This window comes from Collinsella aerofaciens (genome assembly GCF_009876115.1).
GTDB classification, from domain to species: Bacteria; Actinomycetota; Coriobacteriia; order Coriobacteriales; family Coriobacteriaceae; genus Collinsella; species Collinsella aerofaciens_N.
The window spans coordinates 52,199-74,815 of the sequence record NZ_WWSY01000010.1 but is presented as its reverse complement, the minus strand read 5'-3'; the positions used below and the strand labels follow the sequence as shown (position 1 = coordinate 74,815).

At 58.7% G+C, this 22,617-nt stretch carries 19 protein-coding genes; 11 read left to right on the top strand and 8 right to left on the bottom strand.

Annotation, left to right across the window (positions count from 1 at the left end; genetic code table 11):
• Positions 1-267 precede the first annotated feature (267 nt).
• The 5 genes from GT571_RS06695 to GT571_RS06675 all read left to right on the top strand — a co-directional run bounded on the left by GT571_RS06695 (position 268) and on the right by GT571_RS06675 (position 4,276).
• Positions 268-1,386, top strand: a complete 1,119-nt coding sequence (locus tag GT571_RS06695; RefSeq protein WP_161192154.1) for a serine hydrolase — start codon at positions 268-270, stop codon at positions 1,384-1,386.
• Between the two features lie 78 nt (positions 1,387-1,464).
• Positions 1,465-2,205, top strand: coding sequence for a 5'-methylthioadenosine/S-adenosylhomocysteine nucleosidase (gene mtnN / locus GT571_RS06690; protein WP_161156215.1), 741 nt, complete (start codon positions 1,465-1,467; stop codon positions 2,203-2,205).
• A gap of 38 nt (positions 2,206-2,243) precedes the next feature.
• Positions 2,244-2,834 carry a ribosome biogenesis GTP-binding protein YihA/YsxC gene (gene yihA / locus GT571_RS06685; protein WP_055252447.1) on the top strand — a complete coding sequence of 197 codons (591 nt, stop codon included), beginning with the start codon at positions 2,244-2,246 and terminating at the stop codon, positions 2,832-2,834.
• Between the two features lie 94 nt (positions 2,835-2,928).
• Positions 2,929-3,612 (top strand): DUF3990 domain-containing protein, encoded by a 684-nt coding sequence (locus GT571_RS06680; RefSeq protein ID WP_161156213.1) that lies wholly within the window; start codon positions 2,929-2,931, stop codon positions 3,610-3,612.
• A 31-nt stretch (positions 3,613-3,643) separates the two neighbouring features.
• Positions 3,644-4,276 (top strand): helix-turn-helix transcriptional regulator, encoded by a 633-nt coding sequence (locus GT571_RS06675; protein ID WP_161156211.1) that lies wholly within the window; start codon positions 3,644-3,646, stop codon positions 4,274-4,276.
• A gap of 288 nt (positions 4,277-4,564) precedes the next feature.
• On the opposite strand, the gene thrB is transcribed toward GT571_RS06675, so the two are convergent.
• A complete protein-coding gene (gene thrB / locus GT571_RS06670; RefSeq protein ID WP_006234874.1) occupies positions 4,565-5,446 on the bottom strand; it encodes a homoserine kinase in 882 nt (293 codons plus the stop codon).
• Positions 5,447-5,647: 201 nt separating this feature from the next.
• Positions 5,648-7,165 (bottom strand): threonine synthase, encoded by a 1,518-nt coding sequence (gene thrC / locus GT571_RS06665; protein ID WP_161156209.1) that lies wholly within the window; start codon positions 7,163-7,165, stop codon positions 5,648-5,650.
• Between the two features lie 103 nt (positions 7,166-7,268).
• On the opposite strand from thrC, the gene GT571_RS06660 reads away from it, so the two are divergent.
• The 3 genes from GT571_RS06660 to GT571_RS06650 all read left to right on the top strand — a co-directional run bounded on the left by GT571_RS06660 (position 7,269) and on the right by GT571_RS06650 (position 10,838).
• A complete protein-coding gene (locus GT571_RS06660; RefSeq protein WP_161156207.1) occupies positions 7,269-8,657 on the top strand; it encodes an aspartate kinase in 1,389 nt (462 codons plus the stop codon).
• Between the two features lie 172 nt (positions 8,658-8,829).
• Positions 8,830-9,855, top strand: a complete 1,026-nt coding sequence (locus GT571_RS06655; RefSeq protein WP_161156205.1) for an aspartate-semialdehyde dehydrogenase — start codon at positions 8,830-8,832, stop codon at positions 9,853-9,855.
• Positions 9,856-10,259: 404 nt separating this feature from the next.
• Positions 10,260-10,838: a methylated-DNA--[protein]-cysteine S-methyltransferase gene (locus GT571_RS06650; protein WP_226802623.1), complete on the top strand. Its 579-nt coding sequence runs from the start codon at positions 10,260-10,262 to the stop codon at positions 10,836-10,838.
• Between the two features lie 144 nt (positions 10,839-10,982).
• Here GT571_RS06650 and GT571_RS06645 read toward each other — a convergent pair whose 3' ends face one another.
• The 3 genes from GT571_RS06645 to GT571_RS06640 form a co-directional block, all read right to left on the bottom strand.
• On the bottom strand, positions 10,983-12,218 hold the full coding sequence (locus tag GT571_RS06645) for a chloride channel protein (protein ID WP_161156203.1): 1,236 nt from the start codon (positions 12,216-12,218) through the stop codon (positions 10,983-10,985).
• 185 nt (positions 12,219-12,403) lie between these two features.
• Positions 12,404-12,595, bottom strand: a complete 192-nt coding sequence (locus GT571_RS10295; protein ID WP_338400653.1) for a GyrI-like domain-containing protein — start codon at positions 12,593-12,595, stop codon at positions 12,404-12,406.
• Positions 12,596-13,042, bottom strand: coding sequence for a transcriptional regulator (locus GT571_RS06640; protein WP_338400652.1), 447 nt, complete (start codon positions 13,040-13,042; stop codon positions 12,596-12,598).
• A 271-nt stretch (positions 13,043-13,313) separates the two neighbouring features.
• On the opposite strand from GT571_RS06640, the gene GT571_RS06635 reads away from it, so the two are divergent.
• Together GT571_RS06635 and GT571_RS06630 are read left to right on the top strand one after the other, a co-directional pair.
• Complete coding sequence (locus tag GT571_RS06635) at positions 13,314-14,015, top strand: ABC transporter ATP-binding protein (RefSeq protein ID WP_117635686.1); 702 nt, start codon at positions 13,314-13,316, stop codon at positions 14,013-14,015.
• 5 nt (positions 14,016-14,020) lie between these two features.
• Positions 14,021-16,786, top strand: coding sequence for an FtsX-like permease family protein (locus tag GT571_RS06630; RefSeq protein WP_240136184.1), 2,766 nt, complete (start codon positions 14,021-14,023; stop codon positions 16,784-16,786).
• A gap of 486 nt (positions 16,787-17,272) precedes the next feature.
• Here GT571_RS06630 and GT571_RS06625 read toward each other — a convergent pair whose 3' ends face one another.
• From GT571_RS06625 to GT571_RS06615, 3 genes are all read right to left on the bottom strand, one after another.
• Positions 17,273-18,193 (bottom strand): helix-turn-helix domain-containing protein, encoded by a 921-nt coding sequence (locus GT571_RS06625; RefSeq protein WP_161156201.1) that lies wholly within the window; start codon positions 18,191-18,193, stop codon positions 17,273-17,275.
• A 455-nt stretch (positions 18,194-18,648) separates the two neighbouring features.
• Positions 18,649-19,728 carry a 6-phosphofructokinase gene (locus tag GT571_RS06620; RefSeq protein WP_161156199.1) on the bottom strand — a complete coding sequence of 360 codons (1,080 nt, stop codon included), beginning with the start codon at positions 19,726-19,728 and terminating at the stop codon, positions 18,649-18,651.
• 140 nt (positions 19,729-19,868) lie between these two features.
• The gene (locus tag GT571_RS06615) at positions 19,869-20,954 is read right to left on the bottom strand and encodes a carcinine hydrolase/isopenicillin-N N-acyltransferase family protein (RefSeq protein ID WP_161156197.1); all 1,086 of its coding nucleotides are present in this window, start codon (positions 20,952-20,954) and stop codon (positions 19,869-19,871) included.
• A gap of 161 nt (positions 20,955-21,115) precedes the next feature.
• Between GT571_RS06615 and GT571_RS06610 the strand changes: the two genes are divergently transcribed.
• The gene (locus GT571_RS06610; protein ID WP_192934658.1) at positions 21,116-22,501 is read left to right on the top strand and encodes a M18 family aminopeptidase; all 1,386 of its coding nucleotides are present in this window, start codon (positions 21,116-21,118) and stop codon (positions 22,499-22,501) included.
• Positions 22,502-22,617: the final 116 nt, after the last annotated feature.

The window sequence follows — 22,617 nt, the reverse complement described above, 5'->3', positions numbered from 1 at the left end:
AGTGCCCCTGGGCACCAAGTTGATTGCCAAAGAGCCCCGTCAAGTTGCGGTGGAATAGTTCTTGTTTTTCGGCTTATGCCGCCCAAATAGGAACTATTCCACCGCAAGTGCGATTTGGGTAGAGATGCGCAACAGAATCGCGCCATTTGGATAAAAACGCTTGTGGTTTCTTTAAAGACGTCTTAACCGCCGCTGAATATCCTTGGAAAGAAATGCCTGCTCGGTATTATGCTGCTCGTATATAAACGGTAGCAACCAGGAGACCACGTGCGAAACGACGCATCGCGGGACGAGTATGTGCCGCAACATGGCAGCAGATATGAGACGAAGGGCACGCCTTCGCGTGGCCTTGCTGACGCTCGCATCCGCGTGACGAAGATTGCCGCCATTGGGATGCTAACGTTGGCGGTTATTATCCTCGGAATTACCGCCAAAACCTACGCGTCGGAGCGAATGGCACACTCAGATGCGTCAACGGTTCAGACGCAAAACGAAAAGGTCTCTGAATCTAAAGCCACCGCAAGCCGAACCCTGTCGACAGCGAGCCTCAAGACGAGGCTTTCGAAGGCGGACTTTAACGATATTCCCTCAGGCGATACCGTGCAGACCTTCTCACTGGTTGATGACCAGATTCCCGCCCTGGAGGATGAGAGCCTCGCCGCGCTCCAGGACGCCCTGAGTCGGGGCCAGGAGCTGGGCGATGTGGGTGTGGTGTTCTACGACCTATCGAGCGGCAAGGGTGTGACGTATAACGCCGATGTCGAGGTTTACGGTGCGAGTAGCTACAAGGCGCTCTATGCGTTGTACATCTGCGAATCTCTGGTCGAGACGGGTCAGGTTTCACTCGATGATTCCCTTGGCACCTATGGTGGCTACAACATGGGTTGGCAGACGGTGCGCGACCTGATCGATGCCGCGGTCGTTAATTCGGACAACGATTCGTTTATTGCGTTACGCGTGACGTTTGACCGTGTCGGTTACGAGGATTGGATTGCAAGTCTTGGCATCGATTACGATACCGCACTCGATCCGATGAGTGATTTTCCCACCTATTGCCCGCGCACCTCGGCCAAGTTGTGGCGCGAGATGAGCGAGTATTTGAGCCGTGATAGCGAGACGTCGCAATGGCTGTCGGGCCTTTTGGCCTCTACGACCCGGTCCTTTATCCGCGACGGCATTGCGGACGACCAAGCCTTGGTGCGCAACAAGGCAGGCTGGATTAGCGAGGATGGTTGCTATTCGACATGCGATGCGGGCCTTATCGACATCGATGACCGTACCTATGTCATGAGCATCATGACATCGATGCCATGGAGCGATCGCTCGAGTGAGCTGGTGGCTGCGATTGCTAAGGCGTTCTTTGATACCCGAGCTGCGCTGGCCTAGCGTGTTCGTTTGACGAGGTCAAACAAAATGCTGTTACCATACCGTGGTTGAGAATTTCGTATAGGTTTGGGGAATGGCATGGCTACCATCGCGATTATCGGTGCGCTCGAAAAAGAGATCATGCAGATTAAGGAAGAGTTGAGTAACGTTTGCATGGTACAGGAGGCGGGCTTGAACGTTGTGACCGGCGGGCTCGACGGCCTGTCGATTGTCGCCACGACGGCGGGTATGGGCACGGTAAACGCTGCCGCCGCAACACAGCACCTCATTAGCAAGTATGCTCCACAGGCAGTTGTGTTTTCTGGTATCGCAGGTGGCCTGAATCCCAAGCTCCACATCGACGATGTTGTCATTGGCAAATGCTTGCGCTATCTAGATACCGATACCGCGCTTATCGCCGAGTCTGCACCGGGGCTCGAGGAGTTTGGCTCGACGCCTGCTCTGGTCGATATTGCTGCCGATGTGCTTGCTGAACGTGGCTTTGTCAACGCTTCGACAGATGCAGCCGCCTCGAACGAGGGCGCAAAGCAGTTCCTGGTCGGCACGATTGCCACGGGTAACCGCTTTGTGACGGGCGCCGCCATGCGCAATGATGCCATTGAGGCGACGCATGCCGATTGTGTCGGCATGGAGGGCGCGGCAATTGCCCATGTCGCAACTAAAAATGGTGTCGATTGCCTGGTGCTGCGCGCTATCAGCGATAATTGTGACGAGGCGTACGATGCGATTTGCGACCGCGAGTTCGACCTGTTCGAGTATGCCCGTACCGCGAGTGGCATTACGCTCGATATCGTTCGCCGTATCGCTGCTATCTACTAGCGCGCTCTTTTGTAAGAACCTACGACCAAGGAGTGTCCATGGCCGATTCCATTAACTACCAGCTTGCTAAGTTCGTCGCCAGCTACGGCAAGGTTTCGCAGATCCCCGAGTCCACCTGTCCCGAGGTGAGCTTCGTTGGCCGCTCAAATGTGGGCAAGTCGTCCATCATGAACAAGCTTTTTGGCCGCAAGAACCTGGTCAAGGTTTCGAGTACGCCGGGTAAGACGAGCAATATCAATTTCTTCGAGGCCGACGACGTGCACTTTGTGGACCTGCCGGGTTACGGTTTCGCCCGTCGCTCCAAAGCTGAGCGCGATCGCTGGGCCGAGCTCATTGGCGATTTCTTCGACTCCGAGCGCAGCTTTAACCTGGTTGTGTCGCTGGTGGACATTCGCCATGATCCCAGTAAGCTCGACCATGACATGATCGACTACCTGCAGGGCAACGAGTTCAACTTTATCGTCTGCCTCACCAAGGCCGACAAGCTCAGCCGCACCCAGCAGGCCCGCCAGGCAGCAGCCATCAAAAAGCAGCTCAACGTCCCGGCCGAAAACGTAATCATTACGAGCTCCCAGACCGGCACCGGCATCGACGAACTCAAGCGCCGCATTGCCGAGGCCTGCCTCTAATCGGGCTGCAGCCCCTCAAAAGCTCTCATCTATATCACCCCAGTGATAGTTATTGGTAAACTATCACTTGGGTGATATTTTTTAGGAGGTCGATATGGAGCTTTGGCACGGGTCGGAGGTTGTTGTCGAGCATCCATCGTTGGATAAATGCAGGCAATTCAATGACTATGGGCGCGGGTTTTATTGCACGCCACATGAGGAAATGGCAATGGAATGGGCATGCCGGACCGAGTCTGATGGCATTGCCAATCGATATGAGCTTGATTTAGATGGCCTTTCGGTCTTGGATTTAGAGTCTGGGGAGTTTTCAATCCTCAATTGGCTTGCGATTTTGGCCGACAACCGGGAGTTTAATGTCTCGACGCCGCTGGCACGCGAAGGACTTCGGTATTTGCTGGACAACTGCCTGATTGATATTTCTCCCTATGACGTCATTCGAGGCTATCGCGCTGACGACTCCTACTTTTCGTTTGCAAGACAGTTCGTTAACGGCATGATTTCGCTCAGGCAATTGCAGCGCATTATGTTTTTGGGGGATTTGGGCATTCAATATGCGCTTATGAGTGAGCGCGCGTTCTCGGCGATCAAGTTTCGCGATTGGAAGCAGGCCTCGGGAGCTGAGTTTTATCCCAAACGATTTAAGCGAGAACAGAACGCTCGACGTAAGTACCTGGATACGGTAAACGGATTTGATACCGAGGGTGTCGACATTAGGGATTTGATGTCAGGGAGGGTTGATTTAAATGATCCAAGAGTTAACGGATTGTGGGCCGAGTAGGACATATCCTGTCTATTACCTCGAGGACGCAATGAACAACCTCGGGGATTGCTTCGACTATGCCGTAAACGATTACGGAGCAGAAGGATCGGAAGTTGCTGAACTCTTTTGCCTGAGCGGCGTAGCTCGCGAGTTCGAACGCGGCAACGCATGGGTAGTGTCGGGAAAATCGGGCGTTGAGCTGTTCGCGCTTATCGCCGAAAGGTCGGGCTATCAATCAAGGCCGATGCCAAATCGAACCTACCGATTCGAAAAGACACCGGAATATTGGACAGGCTGGATATTGGCATACCTTCAGTGGCGCCTAGGAGAGTCTTTCGAAGATTTGCTGCATGTCGTTCCATTTGATGTGCTGCGCAGTCTGTATTACCCCTGGCACGAAGCCTCGGAGGAACGTGTGGCTCGCCTCGTCTGCGATATGGCGAAAAAAGCGTCCAGGCAAACCAAACTTGCGTTAGCAAGAAAGAAGCTTAAGAAAACCCAACAAGACCTAGCATACGAATCGGGTGTGTCACTCCGCTCAATCCAAATGTACGAGCAGCGCCAGAGAAACATCAATGAAGCTTCGGTAACAAGCGTAAGAGCCATAGCAAAAGCCCTCCACTGCAGCATCGAAGACCTCCTAGAACCAGTCTTCGAATACAAAGAAACCAGCGCAGCCTAAACCAAACAAATCACCAAAGCCCATCTATAGCAGGTGCTCCACCCCAGCAAGAGCCCCTACCAATAAAAGGCCATAATTTCAGCCCGGCGCCCCTTCAAAGCGTGGGTCCCTGTAGACATCGCTAGCCACGTTGCCATAGGGCCACCCAGGGGCATCCCCTTAAAAACATTCCGCAGCACGAGGCCCGCTTATCCGCAGCTCCGAAGGAGCAGGATAAGCGGGCCTCAAATGCGAGGACGTTTTTAAGGGGATGCCCCTGGGTGGCCCGGACAGACCGATCGGCGATGTCTACAGGTACTCGATTTGAGCGCCCTCCGTGTCGCACGTCAGAATATGCGTGTCGCACTTGGGGAACTGCTCGCGCAGCTTGACCTGCAGGAACTTTGCCACGATGGTGTCGTCGGTCACGGCCATAAGGGTCGAGCCCGAACCGCTGATCCAGATGGTCTTGGCGCCGCCGTTAAGGCAGGTGTCGCGCACGGCGTTGTAGTCGGGGATGAGGCGGCGGCGATAGGGTTCCTGGATGCGGTCGTCATTGGCAGCGGCAATCAGATCCAGGTCGCCGGTCTCCAGGCCGCGCGTCATGCCGGCGATGCGGCCCATTTGCCATACGGCGGTGGAGAGTGGAATCTCCTGCGGCACAACCTTGCGCGCCTCGCTCGTATGCACCTCGTAGGGCGGAATCACGGTAATAAAACGCAAGCGATCGCTTACCTCGTAGCGCAGGCACTGGGGCAGCGAGTCGGTCGGCGTAAAGGAGCAGACGGCGCCGCCCAGGATAGCGGGGGCGACGTTATCGGGATGGCCCTCGACCTCGGTGGCGATGCGGACGAGCTCGGCGCGGTCGACGGTGTGGCCTGTCAGCGCGGCGGCAGCCATGATGCCGGCGACGACGCAGGTTGAGCTGGAGCCCAGGCCGCGGGCGACGGGCACGTCGGTCTGAATGTCGATAGCGACGGGGAAGGCCGGCTCGCCCCAGGCGGCCAGAGCATCGACAAAGCTCACATAGACTAGGTTGTTCTCGTTTTGGAACTCCTCGGGGCAACCCGTGATGGTGAGCTTGTCGGCTCGCTCGAAGGTGAAGTGCGAGTAGAGGCTGACGGCCATGCCGAGGGTGTCGTAGCCGATGCCTAGGTTGGCGCTGGTTGCTGGGACGGTGATTTTGATCATGTGGGTCCTCCTGGGCGGGTCTGGCCGTTTAGTTCGCTGCTCGGGCAGTCCTGGCTCGCTCGGAAAGCACATTAAGTGCTTTCCGGCTCGTGCGGAACTCGCGACGAACTAAACGGCCAGACCCGCTCGCATGCTCGTCATCATCCCGAAAGCTTAATAAAAAGAAGGTGCGCCGGCTTTCGCCGGCGCTTAATAAGGGGTTTAGTTGGTGCTCATTCGTTTTGCTGCAGACTCGACGTAGCTTGCCATCTCATCGACGTCGCAGACGTCTTCGAAGCGGACGGGTTTGGACTCGAGCTCGGCGAGCTGGGTCGGGGCGACCGTGTTGGTGGCCTGCTCGAGTACACGCATAGCCTCAAAATCATCCTCGGGAACGTCGAGGCCCAGGGCGTCGCAGCAGGCGCGCGGGAACTTGTAGGGGCTTGCGGTCGAAAGCAGCACGCGGGCTTTGGCGCCCTCGGCGGGAGCGACCTGCTCGAAGACGTGATAGCCGCAAGCGGTGTGCGGGTCGATTACGTAGCCGTTCGCGCCCCAGCAGCTCTTGATGGCAGCGCGGACCTCGTCCTCGCTGGACCAACCGCAACCAAAGACGCTCTGAATCTTTGCCAGCAGGTCGGCGGGAACCTCATAGCGACCAGTCTGTGCCAGCTGCTCCATAAGACCGGCAACGAGCTCACAGTCGCCATCGGACAGGAAGTACAGCATGCGCTCCAGGTTAGAGCTGATGAGGATGTCCATCGACGGCGAGATGGTCGTGAAGAACGGACGGTTGCGGTCGTAGACGCCGGTGGTCAGGAAGTCGGCAAGCACGTTGTTCTTGTCGCTCGCCACGACGAGCTTGGCGACGGGCAGACCCATGCGCTTGGCGTAGTAGCCGGCCAGGATATCGCCAAAGTTACCGGTCGGTACGCAGAACTCCACGGCGTCGCCGGCCTCGATGGCGCCGGCGCGCAGCAGCTGCGCATAGGCGGCAAAGTAGTAGACGACCTGCGGCACCAGGCGGCCGACATTGATGGAGTTGGCGCTCGAAAGCACCGTGCCAGCGGCCTCCAGGCGCTCGGCAAGTTCCTTATCGGCAAAGATGCGCTTGACGGCACTCTGGGCATCGTCGAAGTTGCCGCGGATGCCGCAGACGGCGACGTTATCGCCCTCCTGAGTGGACATCTGCAGATTCTGCACGCGGCTGACTTTGCCCTCGGGATAAAAGACGGTGATGCCCGTGCCCGGGGCGTCGGCAAAGCCGGCGAGTGCGGCCTTGCCCGTGTCGCCCGACGTGGCAGTGACGATCATGATGCGCTCGGCGCCGCCGTCCTTGGCGGAAGTGCGGGCCATGAGGCGGGGGAGCATCTGCAGAGCGACGTCCTTAAAGGCACTCGTGGGGCCGCCAAAGAGCTCCATCACATAGGTTTGAGGAGCGTCGGTGCCCGGCGCTGCGTCGAGTTTGACGAGTGGCGTGACCTCATCGCTTGCAAACGTACCGCGGTAAGCCTCATTCACGCAGGCCGAAATTTCTTCGTCCGTGTAATCGTTCAGTAACATTCCCAACACATTTTGAGCGATTTCAAAGTACGATTTATGGGCAAGCGAGCTGATATCGACCTGCTGGGTGCCAAGCTCGTCCGAGACAAACAAACCCCCGTCGGGAGCGATGCCGGTGCGGATTGCCACCTTACTTGAGCATGATAAAGTGCGTCCTCGTGTACTATGATAAGTTCCCATATAACAGTGCTCCTCGGATACCTTGGTCCCAATCGGTGAACCCATGGTATCAGAGCGCGCAAAACAGGTTTGCAGAGGCTTTTAGAAAGGTAACCTCCACGCCATGATAAAAATTGCCAAGTTTGGCGGCTCGTCGGTCGCCGACGCCGAACACTTCAAGAAGATCAAGGCCATCGTCGATGCCGACCCTGCCCGCCGTTTCGTGGTGGTTTCCGCCTGCGGTCGCCGCTTTAAGGGCGACACCAAGGTGACCGACCTGCTTTACTTGGTTAACGCGCACGTTAAATATCACGTGTCGTGTGAGGAGCTGCTCGAGGACATTGGCCAGCGCTATTTTGATATCGCTGACGAGCTGGAGCTCACCTATCCCATCCGCGAAGAGTTCGCGGCCTTTGCCGAGCGCGCCCGCTCGGGCGGCTACTCCACCGAGGAGCTCGTGAGTCGTGGCGAGTACTTCACCGCTCGCCTGATGTCCGAGTACCTGGGCCTGCCGTTCCTGGATGCCGCGACGGTCGTGGCGTTCCATCATGACGGTACGCTCAGCATGAACCGCACCGCCGAGCTGGTGCAGGAGTACGGCCAGCAGGGCGGCTTTGTTATGCCCGGTTTCTACGGCGCGACGCGTGAGGGGCAGATCAAGCTGCTCGACCGTGGCGGCGGCGATATTTCCGGCTCGATTTTGGCCAAGTGCCTTGGTGCCGACCTGTACGAGAACTGGACCGACGTTTCGGGCTTCTATTCCGCCGATCCGCGTATTGTTCCCGAGGCTCAGCCCATTGCCCGCGTTACCTACGAGGAGCTGCGCGAGCTTTCGTACATGGGTGCAAGCGTCCTGCACGAGGAGGCTGTGTTCCCCGTGCGCGAGGCTGGTATTCCGCTGGTCATCAAGAACACCAACGCGCCGCAGGATCCCGGTACCATCATTAGCGAGACGGCCGACGAGGGCGAGGCGGAGCCCATCATTACCGGCGTGACCGGCAAGCGCGGCTTTGTCGCCATCAACGTTGCCCGCGACCGTACCAAGCCGCGCGTCGGCTTTATGCGCCGTGCGCTTTCGGTCTTCGAACGCTATGATGTCTCCGTCGAGCACATGCCCACCGGTGTCGACCGCTTTGGCGCCGTGGTGCAGGAGCAGGACGTGCGCGATTCGCTGTACTCGCTCGTAGGCGACATTCAGCAGGAGGTCGAGCCGCTCGAGATCGAGGTTGTCGAGGGCTTGGCACTTATCGCGACCGTCGGTCGTAACCTGCGCGGCCGTGCAGGTATCTCGGGCCACCTGTTTGGCATGCTTGGCCAGGCGGGCGTGAGCGTGCGTATGATTTCGCAGAGCTGCGACGAGATTAACATTATCATCGGCGTGGAGGAGAAGGACTTCGATCTGGCGATCCAGACCATCTACAGCGCCTTCTCCGATGAGAACGGCATTGTGAAGGTCTCCGACCTGGAGGCTCCCGCGCCGGCCGATCCCGCCCTGGCAGTCCTCCACAAGTAGTTACCATCCCGGTAGATTTTTAGGATGTCCCAAAAATCTACTGTCGGGCGTTTCGTTTCGGTTTCGTTTCGACGGGGCGGGTTTCGTGTCCGCCCCGTTCTTGTATACACTGGCAACAACAATCGGCCTGCTCGGCGTGCGGGCAAAAGCCAAAACCTTTAAAGGGGGAAGCATGAAACAGTACACGGTTGCTATTTTGGGCGCGACGGGAGCCGTGGGCACCCAGATGCTCGAGTGCCTCAACGAGCAGGAGTTTCCGGTTGGCAAGCTCAAGCTGCTGGCGAGCGCGCGCTCTGCGGGCAAGACCGTTGAGTTCCGCGGCGAGCAGGTTGCGATTGAGGAAGCTTGCCCCGAGGCCTTTGAGGGCTGCGACATCGTGCTCGGCGCTGCCGGCGACGATATCGCCAAGGAGCTGCTGCCCGAGGCCGTCAAGCGCGGCGCCGTCGTGGTCGACAACAGTCACGCCTTCCGCATGGATCCCGAAGTGCCGCTGGTTGTGCCTGAGATCAATGCCGACGACATCAAGTGGCATCACGGCCTGATCGCCAATCCCAACTGCGCGACCATCATCGGCCTGGTTCCTACGTGGCCGCTGCATCAGCTTGCCGGCGTGAAGCGCATGATCGTCTCGACGTATCAGGCTGCTTCGGGTGCCGGCGCTCCCGGCATGGCCGAGCTCGAGGCTCAGCTGGCCGCCCTGGGCCGTGGCGAGGAGATTCCCGAGCCGCGCGCGTTTGCCGCCCAGCTCGCGAGCAACCTGATTCCGCAGATTGGCGGCGTCAAGGAGGAGGGCTTTACCTCCGAGGAGATGAAGTTGCAAAACGAGGGCCGCAAGATCATGCATCTGCCCGAGCTGCGCGTGAACTGCACCTGTGTGCGCGTGCCCGTGCTGCGTTCGCACTCCGAGAGCATTACGCTCGAGTTCGAGCGCGACATCACGGTTGAGGAGGCTCGTGCTGCGCTGGCTGCCGCTCCGGGTGTGAAGCTGGTTGACGACATGAACGCCGAGGATGCGCACGATCGCTTCCCCATGCCGATGGACACCTCCGACCAGGACCTGATTTGGGTCGGCCGCGTGCGTCGCGACATCTCGAACCCCGAGGCCGCGCGTGGCATCACCTTCTGGTGCTGCGGCGACCAAATCCGTAAGGGCGCGGCAACCAACGCCGTCCAGATCGCTAAGCTGCTCTGCGAGTAGCGGTGGACCTGTCCGGCGGGGGCCGGGCTTAGTTTTCAGAACGTCCTCGACCATGTGTGGCGCCTTGTCCTGCTCCTTCGGAGCCACGGACAAGGCGCCACACTGGTCTGCGGAGTGTTCTGAAAACTAAGCCCGGCCCCCGCCTGCGGTGACGCTGCTGTAAGCGGCCTGCGATGGGGCCGTTGTTGGTTGGGGCCGCTGGGCTGATGTGGGGGCGCGTGGCTGTTGCGGGCCCTGGTCCCGGCGGCGGCCTCGGCGCTGCGCGCCTGTCGCCTTGGGGGACTGCGGGGCGCGGCCGGCAGCTGCGGCGCGTTGCGCCCGCTGCCTTGGGTGACTTTGGGGTCGATTGAGGTTGTCTGCACAATTCGCGGTATTATGTTGCGGAGTTTTGAAAGGAGCCGCTGGTGGTCACGACGACGTTTGCTTCGCCTTTGGGCGAAATCCTGCTTGCCGCTGATGGCCGCGGTCTGACGGGACTTTGGTTTGAGGGACAGGAGCATTTTGGCTCTACGCTGCTCAAAGAAGATGCGGAACATGTTGAAGGCGCCGATGCGGTTTCCGGTATTGGTGGCATGTCGCCGGTGAGTCCGGCAAATGGTGCGGCCTCTTCGGTGCTTGAGCGTTCCTGGGCTTGGCTGAATGCTTATTTTGCAGGGCAGGAACCTCGGTTTACGCCGCCGTTGCATATGATCGGTACGGCGTTTCAGCGTGAAGTCTGGTACGAACTGCTTTCTATTCCGCGTGGCGAGGTCGCTACGTATGGCGAGATCGCCCAGCGTGTTGCCGCCCGACATCGGGTGCCGGGGAACGAGGATCCCGTTGTGTCTCCTCGTGCGGTGGGGGCTGCGGTCGCACGCAATCCCATTTCGATTATTGTGCCGTGCCATCGCGTAGTTGCTGCCGATGGTTCGCTCAACGGATATGCCGGCGGGCTTGACCGCAAGGAGTGGCTGCTTCGGCTTGAGGGCGCGTACGAGGAGTAACGCCCGGGCACTTTGCATAGCCAAGACGCCATGAAAGACTGGGACGCGCTTTCCGAATGGAGGCTCAGGCGGAAAGCGCGTCCCGGAATACAGCCTCAGAGTGGCATGCCGTTTCCGGTTGAGACCACCTGCTTGGACATCTTTCTACGCGCGCTCTTGCAAGGCATAGATCGATTTGTCCATGTTGAACAGGTAAGCAACGACGCAGACAATAAAGAATATCGGCAGATTGCCAAAGCCAAAGACCTCACAGCCAATAAGGATGGGTGCGAGCAGCGTATTGGTGGCGCTGCCAAAGACGGCGGCGTATCCCAGCGCGGCGCAGAGCTCAACGGGCATTCCGAGAATCCTGGCGAGCACGACACCCAGGCTGGCTCCGATAGAAAACAACGGCGCCACCTCGCCACCCTGATATCCTGCGGCAAGCGTGGTAATGGTGAGTGTGAATTTGAGCGCCCAGTCCCAAGGCATGATGGCGATCTTGCCGTCACCGTCGAGCGCCGCCGATATCAGGTTGGTGCCAAGACCGCAGTATCGACCCTGCCATAGTGCGAACAGAATCGCCGATAGTGCAATGCCCATAACGGCGATGCGCACATAGGGATTGGGGAGTAGCCGCGCCGCAAGGGTCTTGGCGTGGGCAAGGCACCAGGCAAAGGCGCCGCCTACCATACCAAACGCGATGCCCAACAGCGCCAGCCGTACAAGACCGGGGAGGTCGAGCGCATACGAGGCGGCAACGGTGACCTCGAACTTCTCGAGCCCCAGGGCGCCGGAGGTCATACTTGCAGCGAGCGAGGCCGTAAGCGCGGGGAACAGCGCGCGGTACTCCATGCGTCCTGCGACTAGTACTTCGATAGCAAAGACCGTGGCGGCGAGCGGCGTTTGAAAGAGTCCGGCAAAGCCGGCAGCCATGCCGATAAGCAAAAACGTGTTGCCGGGGTCTCGGAAAGGTAGACGCCGGCCGATCCAGTGCGAGACGGTTGCGCCAATCTGCACGGCCACGCCCTCGCGTCCCGCACTGCCGCCAAAGAGGTGCGTTCCCCACGTGCTCAGTATAATGAGCGGCACCAAACGCGGGGAGATGGCGCCCTCGCGCCCGTGACCTACGTCGAATACTAAGCTCATGCCCCGATCGGTGCCTTTGCCCCAGGTATGGTAGGCAAATACGATGGCCAAGCCCATGAGGGCGAGGAAGGGAAGGAGCAGGGTGATGTGATTGTCGCGGAAAGTGCCGATCGCCAGGAGCACGCGACCAAAGAGGGCGCAAATGGCGCCGACGATGATGCCAATAGGGATTCCGACAGCACCCATAAGCACGAGACCACTATAGGTGTTGACCAGGCATTTGATTCTGCTCGATGCGCTGCTTTCCGACATTTTGCTTTCCGACACTTGCTCTCTTGATAGAAAAAGAGCTGGAGTTGCGCATCGTTGAGAGGCTTTCCAGCTTTAGCAAAACAAACTTATAAGATGCGACGGGCCGCGCCAAGATTATTACCGGACGGCCTAGGAGGCGGCTGGTTGGCTGGCTTAAAACCTGGCGCGTGAAATGACGCCTCACGCTATTCAGCGCGCTTGATAGGATGACGAACCACGGTCTTAAGTTTCTCCGGTGCACATTTGCGTGGATCGGAGAGATAGATTTCGTGATGTAAACGGGTGTCTGAGAAGTCGGGGACATAGCCCTGCTCGGTCGTGTATTCATGCATGGCGTCTACGGTCGCCGGCTCGCTGTCATAGGGTCCGGTATGCATTCATTGAACGCAGAGACCCTCGTCAACTTTAAGCAGCTCGACGGTGGAAAAGTCCAGTTTCTTTTTGGTCGTGGCTTCCGCGACTGCCCAGTCAAAGTCATCTCGGGTGACGAAATCGGGCAGGCGGATGCACGAGATGAAGTTGAAATCGTCTTTGCGTACATAACCGATGTCGTCGCTCGGGGAGTTTTGCCACCAGAAACCCTCGAGCGGCGGTACCACAAAGTCGAAATAGCCCTCGATACTCCTTGAGCCTTTCTTCGACATCTTGACGGTATAGGCGATGCCGTAAAGCAGCGGCAGGGCGTTTTGATACTCGCCACCTTCGGTATTTGGGTCGCCCTTTCCGCGAACGGCTACGTAGCTCATAGGCGGGACAGTTACGATACTCGGCTTGCTTGCAGGTTTGTAGAGCTCCTTGCATTCCTTCTTAAAGTCGAACGCCATGTTGGCTGCCTTTCTGCGTATTGGCCTGCTCAGATAGTGGAATCATATCATAGAAACGAACAGCTGTTCGAATGATTTGGCTGACAGATTGAGATGCGTGCGTTGTGTTTGGCGGTCGGTCTGACCCCGTCGATGATGTCTCTGCCTCCCCGGCGCCTCATCTATAGCTACCGTTTCCCCATATAAAACCTGCCAAAATTAACCTGTCCCTTTTTGGTAGGTGCGAAATGGGTAATACTAAAGAGTTATCCGACCAGATGGGAATTAATCGATGGCCTATATCGAATTCAAAGACGTCATCAAAGCATACGGCGAGGGTGACGCCCGCATTCATGCGCTCGACGGCGCGAGCTTTACGGTCGAGCGCGGCGAGCTCGCCATCATTCTGGGTGCTTCGGGTGCCGGCAAGACCACGGCGCTCAACATCCTGGGCGGTATGGATACGGCGACCTCCGGCACCGTGACGGTGGACGGGCGCGACGTGAGCTCCGCCAATGAGGCGCAGCTCGTGGAATACCGCCGCGCCGACGTCGGCTTTGTCTTCCAGTTCTACAATCTGGTCCCCAACTTGACGGCGCTCGAAAACGTCGAGCTCGCAGCTCAGATTTGCCCCGATTCGCTCGATGCCGAACAGACGCTTCGCCAGGTTGGCCTGGGCGAGCGCCTCGCCAACTTCCCCGCGCAGCTTTCGGGCGGCGAGCAACAGCGCGTGTCCATCGCCCGCGCACTGGCCAAGAACCCCAAGCTGCTTTTATGCGACGAGCCCACGGGTGCACTCGACTACAAAACCGGCAAGCAGATTTTGCAGCTGCTGCAGGACACCTGTCGCAAGCAAGGCATCACGGTCATTATCATCACCCACAACTCCGCGCTGGCGCCCATGGCCGATCGCCTGATTCGCTTTAAGAGCGGCCGCGTGGAGAGCGAGACGGTCCAGCAAAATCCCGTGCCGATTGAGACGATCGAGTGGTAGCGCCCATGAATCAGGACCGCCAAAACAGCCAAAACCACGATACGGAGCACGCGGGTCGCGACCGGGAGTTCGCGACCTACCGTACCGCTCAAAGCTCAAACGATATGGTGCCGACGGTTTTTCGCCGCGGCATCTACCGCACAATCCGAGGCAGTCTTAAGCGCTTCTTGTCTATTGTGGTCATCACTGCGCTCGGCGTGAGCGTGATGTGCGGTCTTAAGGCGGGCTGCGAGGATTTGTGCGATTCGGTCGACGCTTATTTTGACCAGCAGAATGTCTATGACATTAACGTGCAGTCGACCTATGGCCTTACGCGCGACGATCTTGCGGCCATTCAAGAGGTTGACGGCGTCGAGACGGTCGAGGGCATCTACACCGAGACCGCCTACACCGCCGTGGGCACAACGCGCGAGCGCGTGGTCGTGCAAAGTCTCTCCAAGGAGAATATCGATCAACCGGTGCTGGTGAGCGGCGATTTGCCCGAGAGCGCCGATGAGGTCGCGGTGACATCGAAGTTCCTGAAGGCTTCGGGCAAAAAGCTCGGCGATACCGTGAGTTTTGCCGCCAATGATGCGAGCTCGTCCAACCAAAGCGCCAAGGATCAGTTTGCCGCGGGCGATTACACCATTACGGCCGAGGTCCTCGATCCTACTGATGTGAGCTCCGACTCGACAGTCAACGCCTTTCGCGCTGCTTCGGCGGCGGACTATAAGTTCTATGTGAGCGAGGATGCCGCAACATCTTCTTCCTACTCCGCGGTCCACGTGATCGTCGAGGGAGCCAAGAGCCTCAACTCCTATTCAGATGCCTACGCGGCAAAGATCAATGAGGTCAAGGGCAATATCGAGAAGATTCGCGAGGAGCGTGAGAAGGCGCGCGCTCAGGAGCTGACGGTCGACACGCCGGCAAGCTTGGATACGGCCGAGCGCGAGGCGAATATGCTCTTTGGGATTGAACAGGGCAACATCAATCGCATGGCCGAGGGTAGCGAGGAGCGCGTCCAGGCTCAGGCCGAGTTGGACCAGCGCCGCGCCGCCGCTGACCAGCATTTTGCCGATGCCCGCGCCGAGCTTTCCGATCTGGGCGAATGCACTTGGTACATCCAGGACCGCGGTAACATCGCAAGCTACTCGAGCGTCGAGAGCGACAGTTCTTCGATCGAGGCCATCGCCACAGTTTTCCCATTTATCTTCTTTGTCGTCGCCGTGCTCATCAGCCTTACCACCGCCACGCGCATGGTGGAGGAGGAGCGCACGCTCATTGGCCTGTACAAGGCGCTTGGCTATTCACGCGAGCGCATCCTGTCCAAATACGTGGACTATGCGCTGTGGGCATGTCTGATCGGCGGCGTGCTCGGCAACATCATCGGATTTGTGGGCCTGCCGCTGTTCCTGTTTACGGTGTTCGACGACATGTACTCGCTGCCCCAGATGTTGCTTTCGTACGACATCGTGTCCTCGATCGTCTCGGTGGCGCTGTTTGCCGTGGGCGTGGTGGGCGCTACGATTATCGCCTGCCGCCACGAGATGGCCGAGACCCCAGCCTCACTCATGCGCCCCAAGGCCCCGCGCGCCGGCTCGCGCATCTTGCTTGAGCGCATCGGCTTTATCTGGCGCCGCATGGGCTTCTTAAACAAGGTGGCGGCGCGTAACCTGTTCCGCTACAAAAAGCGTGCCTTTATGACCATCTTCGGTATCGCCGGCTGCACGGCGCTCGTGATCTGCGGTATGGGCATCCGCGACACGTCGGTGGCGCTATCGCCCAAACAGTACGGGCATATCACGCGCTACGACCTGCTGGCGGTCGCCAATCCCGACGATTTTTCGCAGACGTGCGCGGCTTTGGATGAGCGCAGCGCGGCCAATGATTCCAACGTGACCGTGGCTTCGACGCTGCCGATTATGACCGACAACGTCACCTTTACATTTGGCGGAAAGAGCGAGACCGTGCAGCTCATCGTGATTCCCGACGACCGTACGGGTGACTTGGGCGATTACGTGCGCCTGGAGGATGAGTCCAAAGAGCCGCTGTCTTTGCGTGACGGAGACGTGTATCTGAGCAAAAGTTCACAGCTGGTGCTTGGGATTCAGCCGGGCGATACGGCACACGTCCAGGATTCGTCGCTCAATGTTGCCAAGGTCAAAGTCAGCGACATTTCGCTCAACTATCTGGGCAACACGCTTTATATGACGCAGGGCACCTATGAGCGTGTGTTCGGTCGAAGCGCGCGTCTTAACGGCATCTTTGTGCTGCTTAAGGGCTCGTCGGCCGACCAGATTGCGTTTAGCAAGAATCTTAAGAGTGACGGTTGGCTTACGATTTCGAGTACGGCCGAGCATTGGGAAAACTATGAGGCGAACTTTACGATTATCAATTCTGTCGTGGTGCTCGTGACCTTTATGGCAGCGTGCCTATCGTTTGTGGTGGTGTTTACGCTATCCAACACCAACATCTCCGAGCGCGAACGCGAGCTGGCGACCATCAAGGTGCTGGGCTTCCGTCGCGGTGAGGTGCACCATTACGTCAACAAGGAGACGTTGATCCTCACGGCGATCGGCGCTGCGCTGGGCGTGCCGCTGGGCGGCTTGCTGGCCGAGAGCTTTACCTACATTTTGCAGATGCCGTCGCTGTACTTTGACGTTGAGGTCGAGCCACTGAGCTACGTGCTCGCCGTGGTGCTTTCCTTTGGCTTTACGTTTATCGTCAACCTCGCCACCAATCGTACCCTCAACAAGATCGACATGGTCGGTGCCCTCAAGAGTGCCGAGTAACCTGCCAAAAAGGGACAGGTTTATTTTGGCAGGTTTTATCTGGGCAAACGCCGGGCACCTACGGGCGACCCGGCGTTTGTTGCTTTGCTATGCTTTGCTCGCAAGCGTGGATGAGAGGCTCTCTTTAGCCTTCGAGATTGGGCTTGAATGGGTCGTATGCCACAAAATGGGCCTATTTACTACGTTTGCTACCACACCCTCGACCATGACAAAGATTATGAAATTAAAACCGCAGGTAGAGAGCTTGCCAATTTTCGGAAAAGGCGGGTATGGTCGGCCCTCTCGAGTTAAGCGTAGTAAATAGGCCCTTTTTGGCGCGCGGTCAGCTCAATGCTAATCTCCGTGCCGGAACTGACCCAGTTGTTTGTAAGTTGCGGTGATATACGGACTGTTTGGCGCTTTGGAGCCTCAAAACAGTCCCTATATCACCGCAACTTGGAAAGGGCGGGCGGTGTCGGATGAGTGGCGCTGGCTGGTTGGGACGGTTTAGGCCTGTTTGCGGCACTTCCATTGTTTGCGGCACCAACGCATGAGTGCTTTTACGATGGGAATCGTGATGAGGATGATCCATGCAGGATGGGGCTGTCCCAAACAGAGCCACATGTAGAGGAACCAAGCGATGGCGGCTGCCGGATAGACACATTCAGTGAGCTTTGACAAATGGCGTCGATCGATAAAGTCACCAATCGCGTAGTAGATGGGAACCAAAAAGACGAGGAAAAGCCCCATGCCCCATGTGCCGTAGACAATGCCGAGCACCAGATAGGCGAGAGTGACAAGTGCGGGGAAGGGGAATTTGTTCCATGCACGTCCGACCTTGGTGTGGAAATGCTTGCCATGATGGTCGAGCTTGTCGTGTGCTTCCTTCCAGCTGGAAAATGTCTCGCCGTCGATGGTGACGGTGCCGTCGTCATTGGTACGCACGCTATATCCATCGTCCTCAAGCGTATCGATATGCACGCCGCCCGGCCCCACATGCACCTCTTCGCCCTTGCGCTCGTTGGTCACATGGATGCCGCTCCAACCAACATGGACTTCCTCGCCTTTATTGGGATCAATGACGTGGATACCACGCGCGAGGGAAATATCGACAAGAGGTTTGTCGCCGCAATCGGCGTGCTCGGCAGAATCCTCAGCCTCGTCAGCCACATCCGCCGTCTCGGTGTCGGCGCTACCGTCCTCCAGGTCGTCGGCATCGTTGGCCGCCTCCCCATATAGCAGCTCGTCCAACGACACGCCATACAGCGCGGCGAGCGCAATGAGGTTATCGGTATCGGGTGAGGACTCGCTGCGCTCCCATTTACTAACAGCCTGGCGGCTTACGCCCAGCTGGGCAGCAAGCGCCTCCTGAGAAAGCCCGGCAGCTTTACGGCGATCGACGAGGCGCTGTGCCATCGCAAGATCCATGGTGGTTCCTTTCGTTTGATGGTCGAATCGAATGAGCCGAGTATGCCGAGAACAACCGGTAGCGACCACCATTTCTAGTTAGAATCTGTCCCAACCCTACCGCAACTACCGGTAGCAACCCCTAACGACCAGCCATTTTAGGGTAAATGTCAATGCAAGTAGCAGCCAAGAGCCCCCACTCAGTAAGTTGCGGTGGAATAATTCCTAGATTCAGTCATTTGCGGGCTAAGCAGGAACTATTTCACCGCAACTGAATTTCAGACCAGGCACCCGCAGCAAGAAGACGAATAGTCTCGGCCTCCCTAGTTGTCGCAGGAGCCCCAGGGCTTACCTCCCAAATCTTTCCGCAGGACGGAAGGACCCCGCCGCGCGAAGCGCACGGTGGGGTCCTGACATGTCCGAGGACGATTTGGGAGGTAAGCCCTGGGGCTCCGATGGGGCGGTTCCGACCGAGGCTATTCGTCGCCGAAGCTGATGCCCAACGCCTTGGCCTCGCGCACCAGATCGCTCTGGGGATCGACAAACTTGAGCTTGCCGGCGACATCCTCGAGCGGCATGTGGCACATTTTGCCGTCGCGCAGGGCAATCATGTAGCCAAACTCGCCGCGTAGGCAGCCGAGCGCTGCCTCGACGCCGCACTGGGTCGCAAAGATGCGGTCCTGGGCGTCGGGCTGGCCGCCGCGCTGCGTGTGACCGGGGATGGCGACGCGGGTCTCGCGACCAGTCTTGGCTTCGATCTCCTTTGCGATGTCGTACACGATTGACGGGCTCGTGCGCTCGGCGAGCTTCTTCTTGTACTCCTTCTTGGACAGTGCCGCGTCCTCCTTGGAGATGGCGCCCTCGGCGACGACTACAATCGTAAAGCGGCTGCCGGTCTCCATGCGATACTCGATGGTCTTGATGACGTTATCCATGTCGTAGGGGATTTCGGGAATCAGGATGACGTCCGCACCGCCCGCGACGCCGGCGTACAGCGGGATCCAGCCAACTTTGTGGCCCATGATTTCGATGACGAACACGCGCCCATGGCTCGAAGCGGTGGTGTGGATGTCGTCGATGCACTTGGTGGCGACGTCGATGGCGCTCGTAAAGCCAAACGTCAACTCGGTGCCCCAGGTGTCGTTATCGATGGTCTTGGGCAGGGCGATAACGTTGAGGCCCTCTTCGCGCAGGCGGTTGGCGGTCTTGGTGGATCCGTTGCCGCCCAGCATAAACAGGCAGTTGAGCTGCAGCTTATGATAGGTGTGGACCATCGCCGGCACCTTCTCGATGCCATCGGCCTCGGGAACATCCAGGCGCTTGAACGGCGTACGGCTCGTGCCCAGGATGGTGCCGCCGCGGGTGAGGATGCCGCTAAAATCAGCGGGCGTCATGACGCGGAATCTGCTGTAGATAAGGCCCTGGTAGCCGTCCTCAAAACCATAGATCTCGATAGGCTCTTCGCTATTGGTCATAAGCGTTTTGACGATGCCGCGCATGGTGGCGTTGAGTGCCTGGCAGTCGCCGCCACTGGTAAGAAGACCGATCCTAAGCATGATGAATCCTTCCGGGCAAGTTATAACATGCGCATAAGTTTACCCCCGCACACTGTTGATACGGGGGTAAAACGTGTTAGCTCAAGCGTATGGAAATGTAAACAAGGTCAGGCGAGCGTAAGACCGACGGGCCTGGCTCCTTACAACACGAAGGCGTCGACGTCGCCCCAGTGGCGGCGCAGCGTAATATCGGCGGCGGGTTCGGTATTGTCAAAGACGACCGACCATTGCGTATTGCTGGTGATGTCTTCCGGATTGGGCTCTTGCGCTGCGGCGCGCAGGGCATCCCAGACAATCGATTCGTCCTGGGCACCGACATGGGCGTCAAGGACATCGGCGATTGCGACGGCGCGCTCTTTACCATGGCCCAGCTCGCCATTCTTTTGGTTGGGCAGCACTTCGTCGCCATAGCAGGCGTAGAAGTTCGTAACCTGGCGTACAGGAGTCGCTTTGAAAGCGCGGTCCGGATCGCGCGGATCCCACTCTACTACGTGCGCGTCACCGGCGGCGTCGTTGATAAAGAAGTGGTAATCGCGTCCTGCCATGGCGTGCATGTCGTAGGCGGAAAGCAGGTCTACGGCCTCCTGCGTGGTAGCGGCACGGTCGAGCACCAGACGGATGGCGAGCGAGGTATTGATGACGGGACGCTGCGTGTCCTGGTCACAGGGTTTGGAATCCAGGGTGAGTACGGCAATGGACACGCCGCATTCGTTAACACCGTCGAGCTGGGCAAACGGGCCCATGAGTGCGGCGGCGCGTCCGGCGACGGAGTCAAGCGGAGTGTTATCGCCCAGGTTGTTAAGGGCGGCAAACCCGATGGAGGCATAGCCGCCTCGTGGGTGATTGCGCACCAGCAGCGCCGAGGTGTCGTCCTTAAAGTCGTAATTGCGACCGGTGCGCACGCGGCCTTCGGCATCTACGGCGACAAAAGCGCTGCAGGCAAACTGGGGTGCCTGGACATGTGCCGGCACACCGGGCAGCACCTGCGCCACCACGGCATCGATGTAGGCCTGGTCGTCGCGCACGCCAGCGGCGATGATGCGATCAAGATCGTAGTCGTAGGCGATGTCGATTGCGTACAGGTCATAGCCATCTGCATGATCGGTCAAGCGTTTGAGCGACGCGGCGGACTTGATTTGCTTGCGGTAAACGATACCGGCGGCAGCGGCAAGGCCGACCGCGACCCCCGCGACACCGCAGGCGATGGCAATGTTACGTGGCTTCATGACGGCTCCTCTCGTCCTGTTAGCGCAATTGTCGCAAAAGGAGCGCGGGCATGATGGCTCAACTTGGTGAGCGGCGCGGAATTAAGCACGGAATGAAGAGTGCGGCGCTGGCGTGGCGGGGTATGCTGGAGGGGACCATCAGCCCAGCGAAAGGGGAGAGCATGACGGATCAGGAAACGCCCGAGCGCGCGCATGTGACGGCCGACGATATCGAGGCCGCCAACGACCTTATCGACTTTATCGAGGCATGCCCCAGCATGTTCCATACGGCGGCGACCATTATGGCCGAGCTCGACGAGGCGGGCTTTACCTACCTGCCCGAGAATGCGGCGTGGGACATCGAGCCGGGCGGGCGTTATTACACGCAGCGCAATACCTCGAGCGTTGTTGCCTTTAAGGTGGGCGAGGACCTGGCCGCGACGTGGGGCGAGGACGGCGTTGCCGGTGACTATCATTTTCAGCTCACGGCGTCGCACAGCGATTCGCCGACGTTTAAGGTCAAGGCCGTGCCCGAGCTCGACGGCGCGGGCGAGACGCTGCGCCTGAACACCGAGGCCTACGGCGGCATGATCGACTACACCTGGTTCGATCGTCCGCTGGCACTCGCGGGCCGCGTGCTGGTGCGCGAGGGCGACCGTATTGAGAGCCGCCTGCTTGCCACCGAGCGCGAGGTCGCTATCATTCCGAGCCTTGCTATCCATATGAACCGCGGCGTTAACGAGGGCTTTGCTCCCAACCGAGCCGTCGACCTGTGCCCGCTCATCAGCGCCGGTGACCTTAAGCAGGGCGACTTTGATGCTCTGATCGCCGACGAGCTGGACGTCGAGCCCGAACAGATTTTGGGCCGCGATTTGTTCCTGGTCAATCGTCAGGATGCGCGTATTTGGGGCTGGTCCGACGAGTTTATCTCGACGCCCAAGCTCGACGACCTGGCCTGCGCCTACACCTCGCTGCAGGCATTTTTGGGTGCCGAGAACGCGCACGACGTTTCAGTCTTCTGCTGCTTCGATAACGAGGAGGTTGGCTCCGAGACCAAGCAGGGCGCCATGTCGACGTTCTTGGCCGATGCGCTGCGCCGCATTAACGGCTCGCTGGGCTTTGACGACGAGTCGTATCATCGCGCCCTTGCCGCATCGATGCTCGTGAGCTGCGACAACGCGCATGCCGTGCACCCCAACCACGCCGAGAAGTGCGATGCCCGCAATCAGGTTGTGCTCAACGGCGGCATCGTCATCAAGGAAGCCGCCAACCAGCACTACTGCACCGATGCCTTTAGCCGCGCGGTGTTCCAGGCCATCTGCGATGACGCCGACGTGCCCACGCAGGCCTTCGCCAATAAGAGCGACATGGCCGGCGGCTCCACGCTCGGCAATCTGTCCAATATGCAGGCGAGCATGCATGCCGTGGACGTGGGCCTGCCGCAGCTTGCCATGCACTCGAGCTACGAGACCGGCGGCGTGCGCGACGTCATGTACGCTATCCGTGCCCTCACCGCCTTCTACGAGCGCGACCTAACCATCAACGGCGCCGAAAGTGTGGAGCTCTAAAACCTGCCAAAAAGGGACAGGTTTATTTTGGCAGGTTTTATCTGGGCAAATGCAAAGGGTGAAACCGAACTAGATCTGTGATACGTAGCCGCCGAGGTGCAGTGTGCCTCGGCGGC

Coding starts and splice junctions, on each gene's coding strand:
- GT571_RS06680 (WP_161156213.1), top strand. CDS start 2,929: ATGGAGCTTTGGCACGGGTCGGAGGTTGTTGTCGAGCATCCATCGTTG.
- GT571_RS06610 (WP_192934658.1), top strand. CDS start 21,116: ATGACGGATCAGGAAACGCCCGAGCGCGCGCATGTGACGGCCGACGAT.
- mtnN (WP_161156215.1), top strand. CDS start 1,465: ATGGCTACCATCGCGATTATCGGTGCGCTCGAAAAAGAGATCATGCAG.
- yihA (WP_055252447.1), top strand. CDS start 2,244: ATGGCCGATTCCATTAACTACCAGCTTGCTAAGTTCGTCGCCAGCTAC.
- GT571_RS06620 (WP_161156199.1), bottom strand. CDS start 19,728: ATGCTTAGGATCGGTCTTCTTACCAGTGGCGGCGACTGCCAGGCACTC.
- GT571_RS06630 (WP_240136184.1), top strand. CDS start 14,021: ATGAATCAGGACCGCCAAAACAGCCAAAACCACGATACGGAGCACGCG.
- GT571_RS06625 (WP_161156201.1), bottom strand. CDS start 18,193: ATGGATCTTGCGATGGCACAGCGCCTCGTCGATCGCCGTAAAGCTGCC.
- GT571_RS06640 (WP_338400652.1), bottom strand. CDS start 13,042: ATGGCGTTCGACTTTAAGAAGGAATGCAAGGAGCTCTACAAACCTGCA.
- GT571_RS06615 (WP_161156197.1), bottom strand. CDS start 20,954: ATGAAGCCACGTAACATTGCCATCGCCTGCGGTGTCGCGGGGGTCGCG.
- thrC (WP_161156209.1), bottom strand. CDS start 7,165: ATGGGAACTTATCATAGTACACGAGGACGCACTTTATCATGCTCAAGT.
- GT571_RS06660 (WP_161156207.1), top strand. CDS start 7,269: ATGATAAAAATTGCCAAGTTTGGCGGCTCGTCGGTCGCCGACGCCGAA.
- GT571_RS06675 (WP_161156211.1), top strand. CDS start 3,644: ATGAACAACCTCGGGGATTGCTTCGACTATGCCGTAAACGATTACGGA.
- GT571_RS06655 (WP_161156205.1), top strand. CDS start 8,830: ATGAAACAGTACACGGTTGCTATTTTGGGCGCGACGGGAGCCGTGGGC.
- GT571_RS06645 (WP_161156203.1), bottom strand. CDS start 12,218: ATGTCGGAAAGCAGCGCATCGAGCAGAATCAAATGCCTGGTCAACACC.
- GT571_RS10295 (WP_338400653.1), bottom strand. CDS start 12,595: ATGCATACCGGACCCTATGACAGCGAGCCGGCGACCGTAGACGCCATG.
- thrB (WP_006234874.1), bottom strand. CDS start 5,446: ATGATCAAAATCACCGTCCCAGCAACCAGCGCCAACCTAGGCATCGGC.
- GT571_RS06635 (WP_117635686.1), top strand. CDS start 13,314: ATGGCCTATATCGAATTCAAAGACGTCATCAAAGCATACGGCGAGGGT.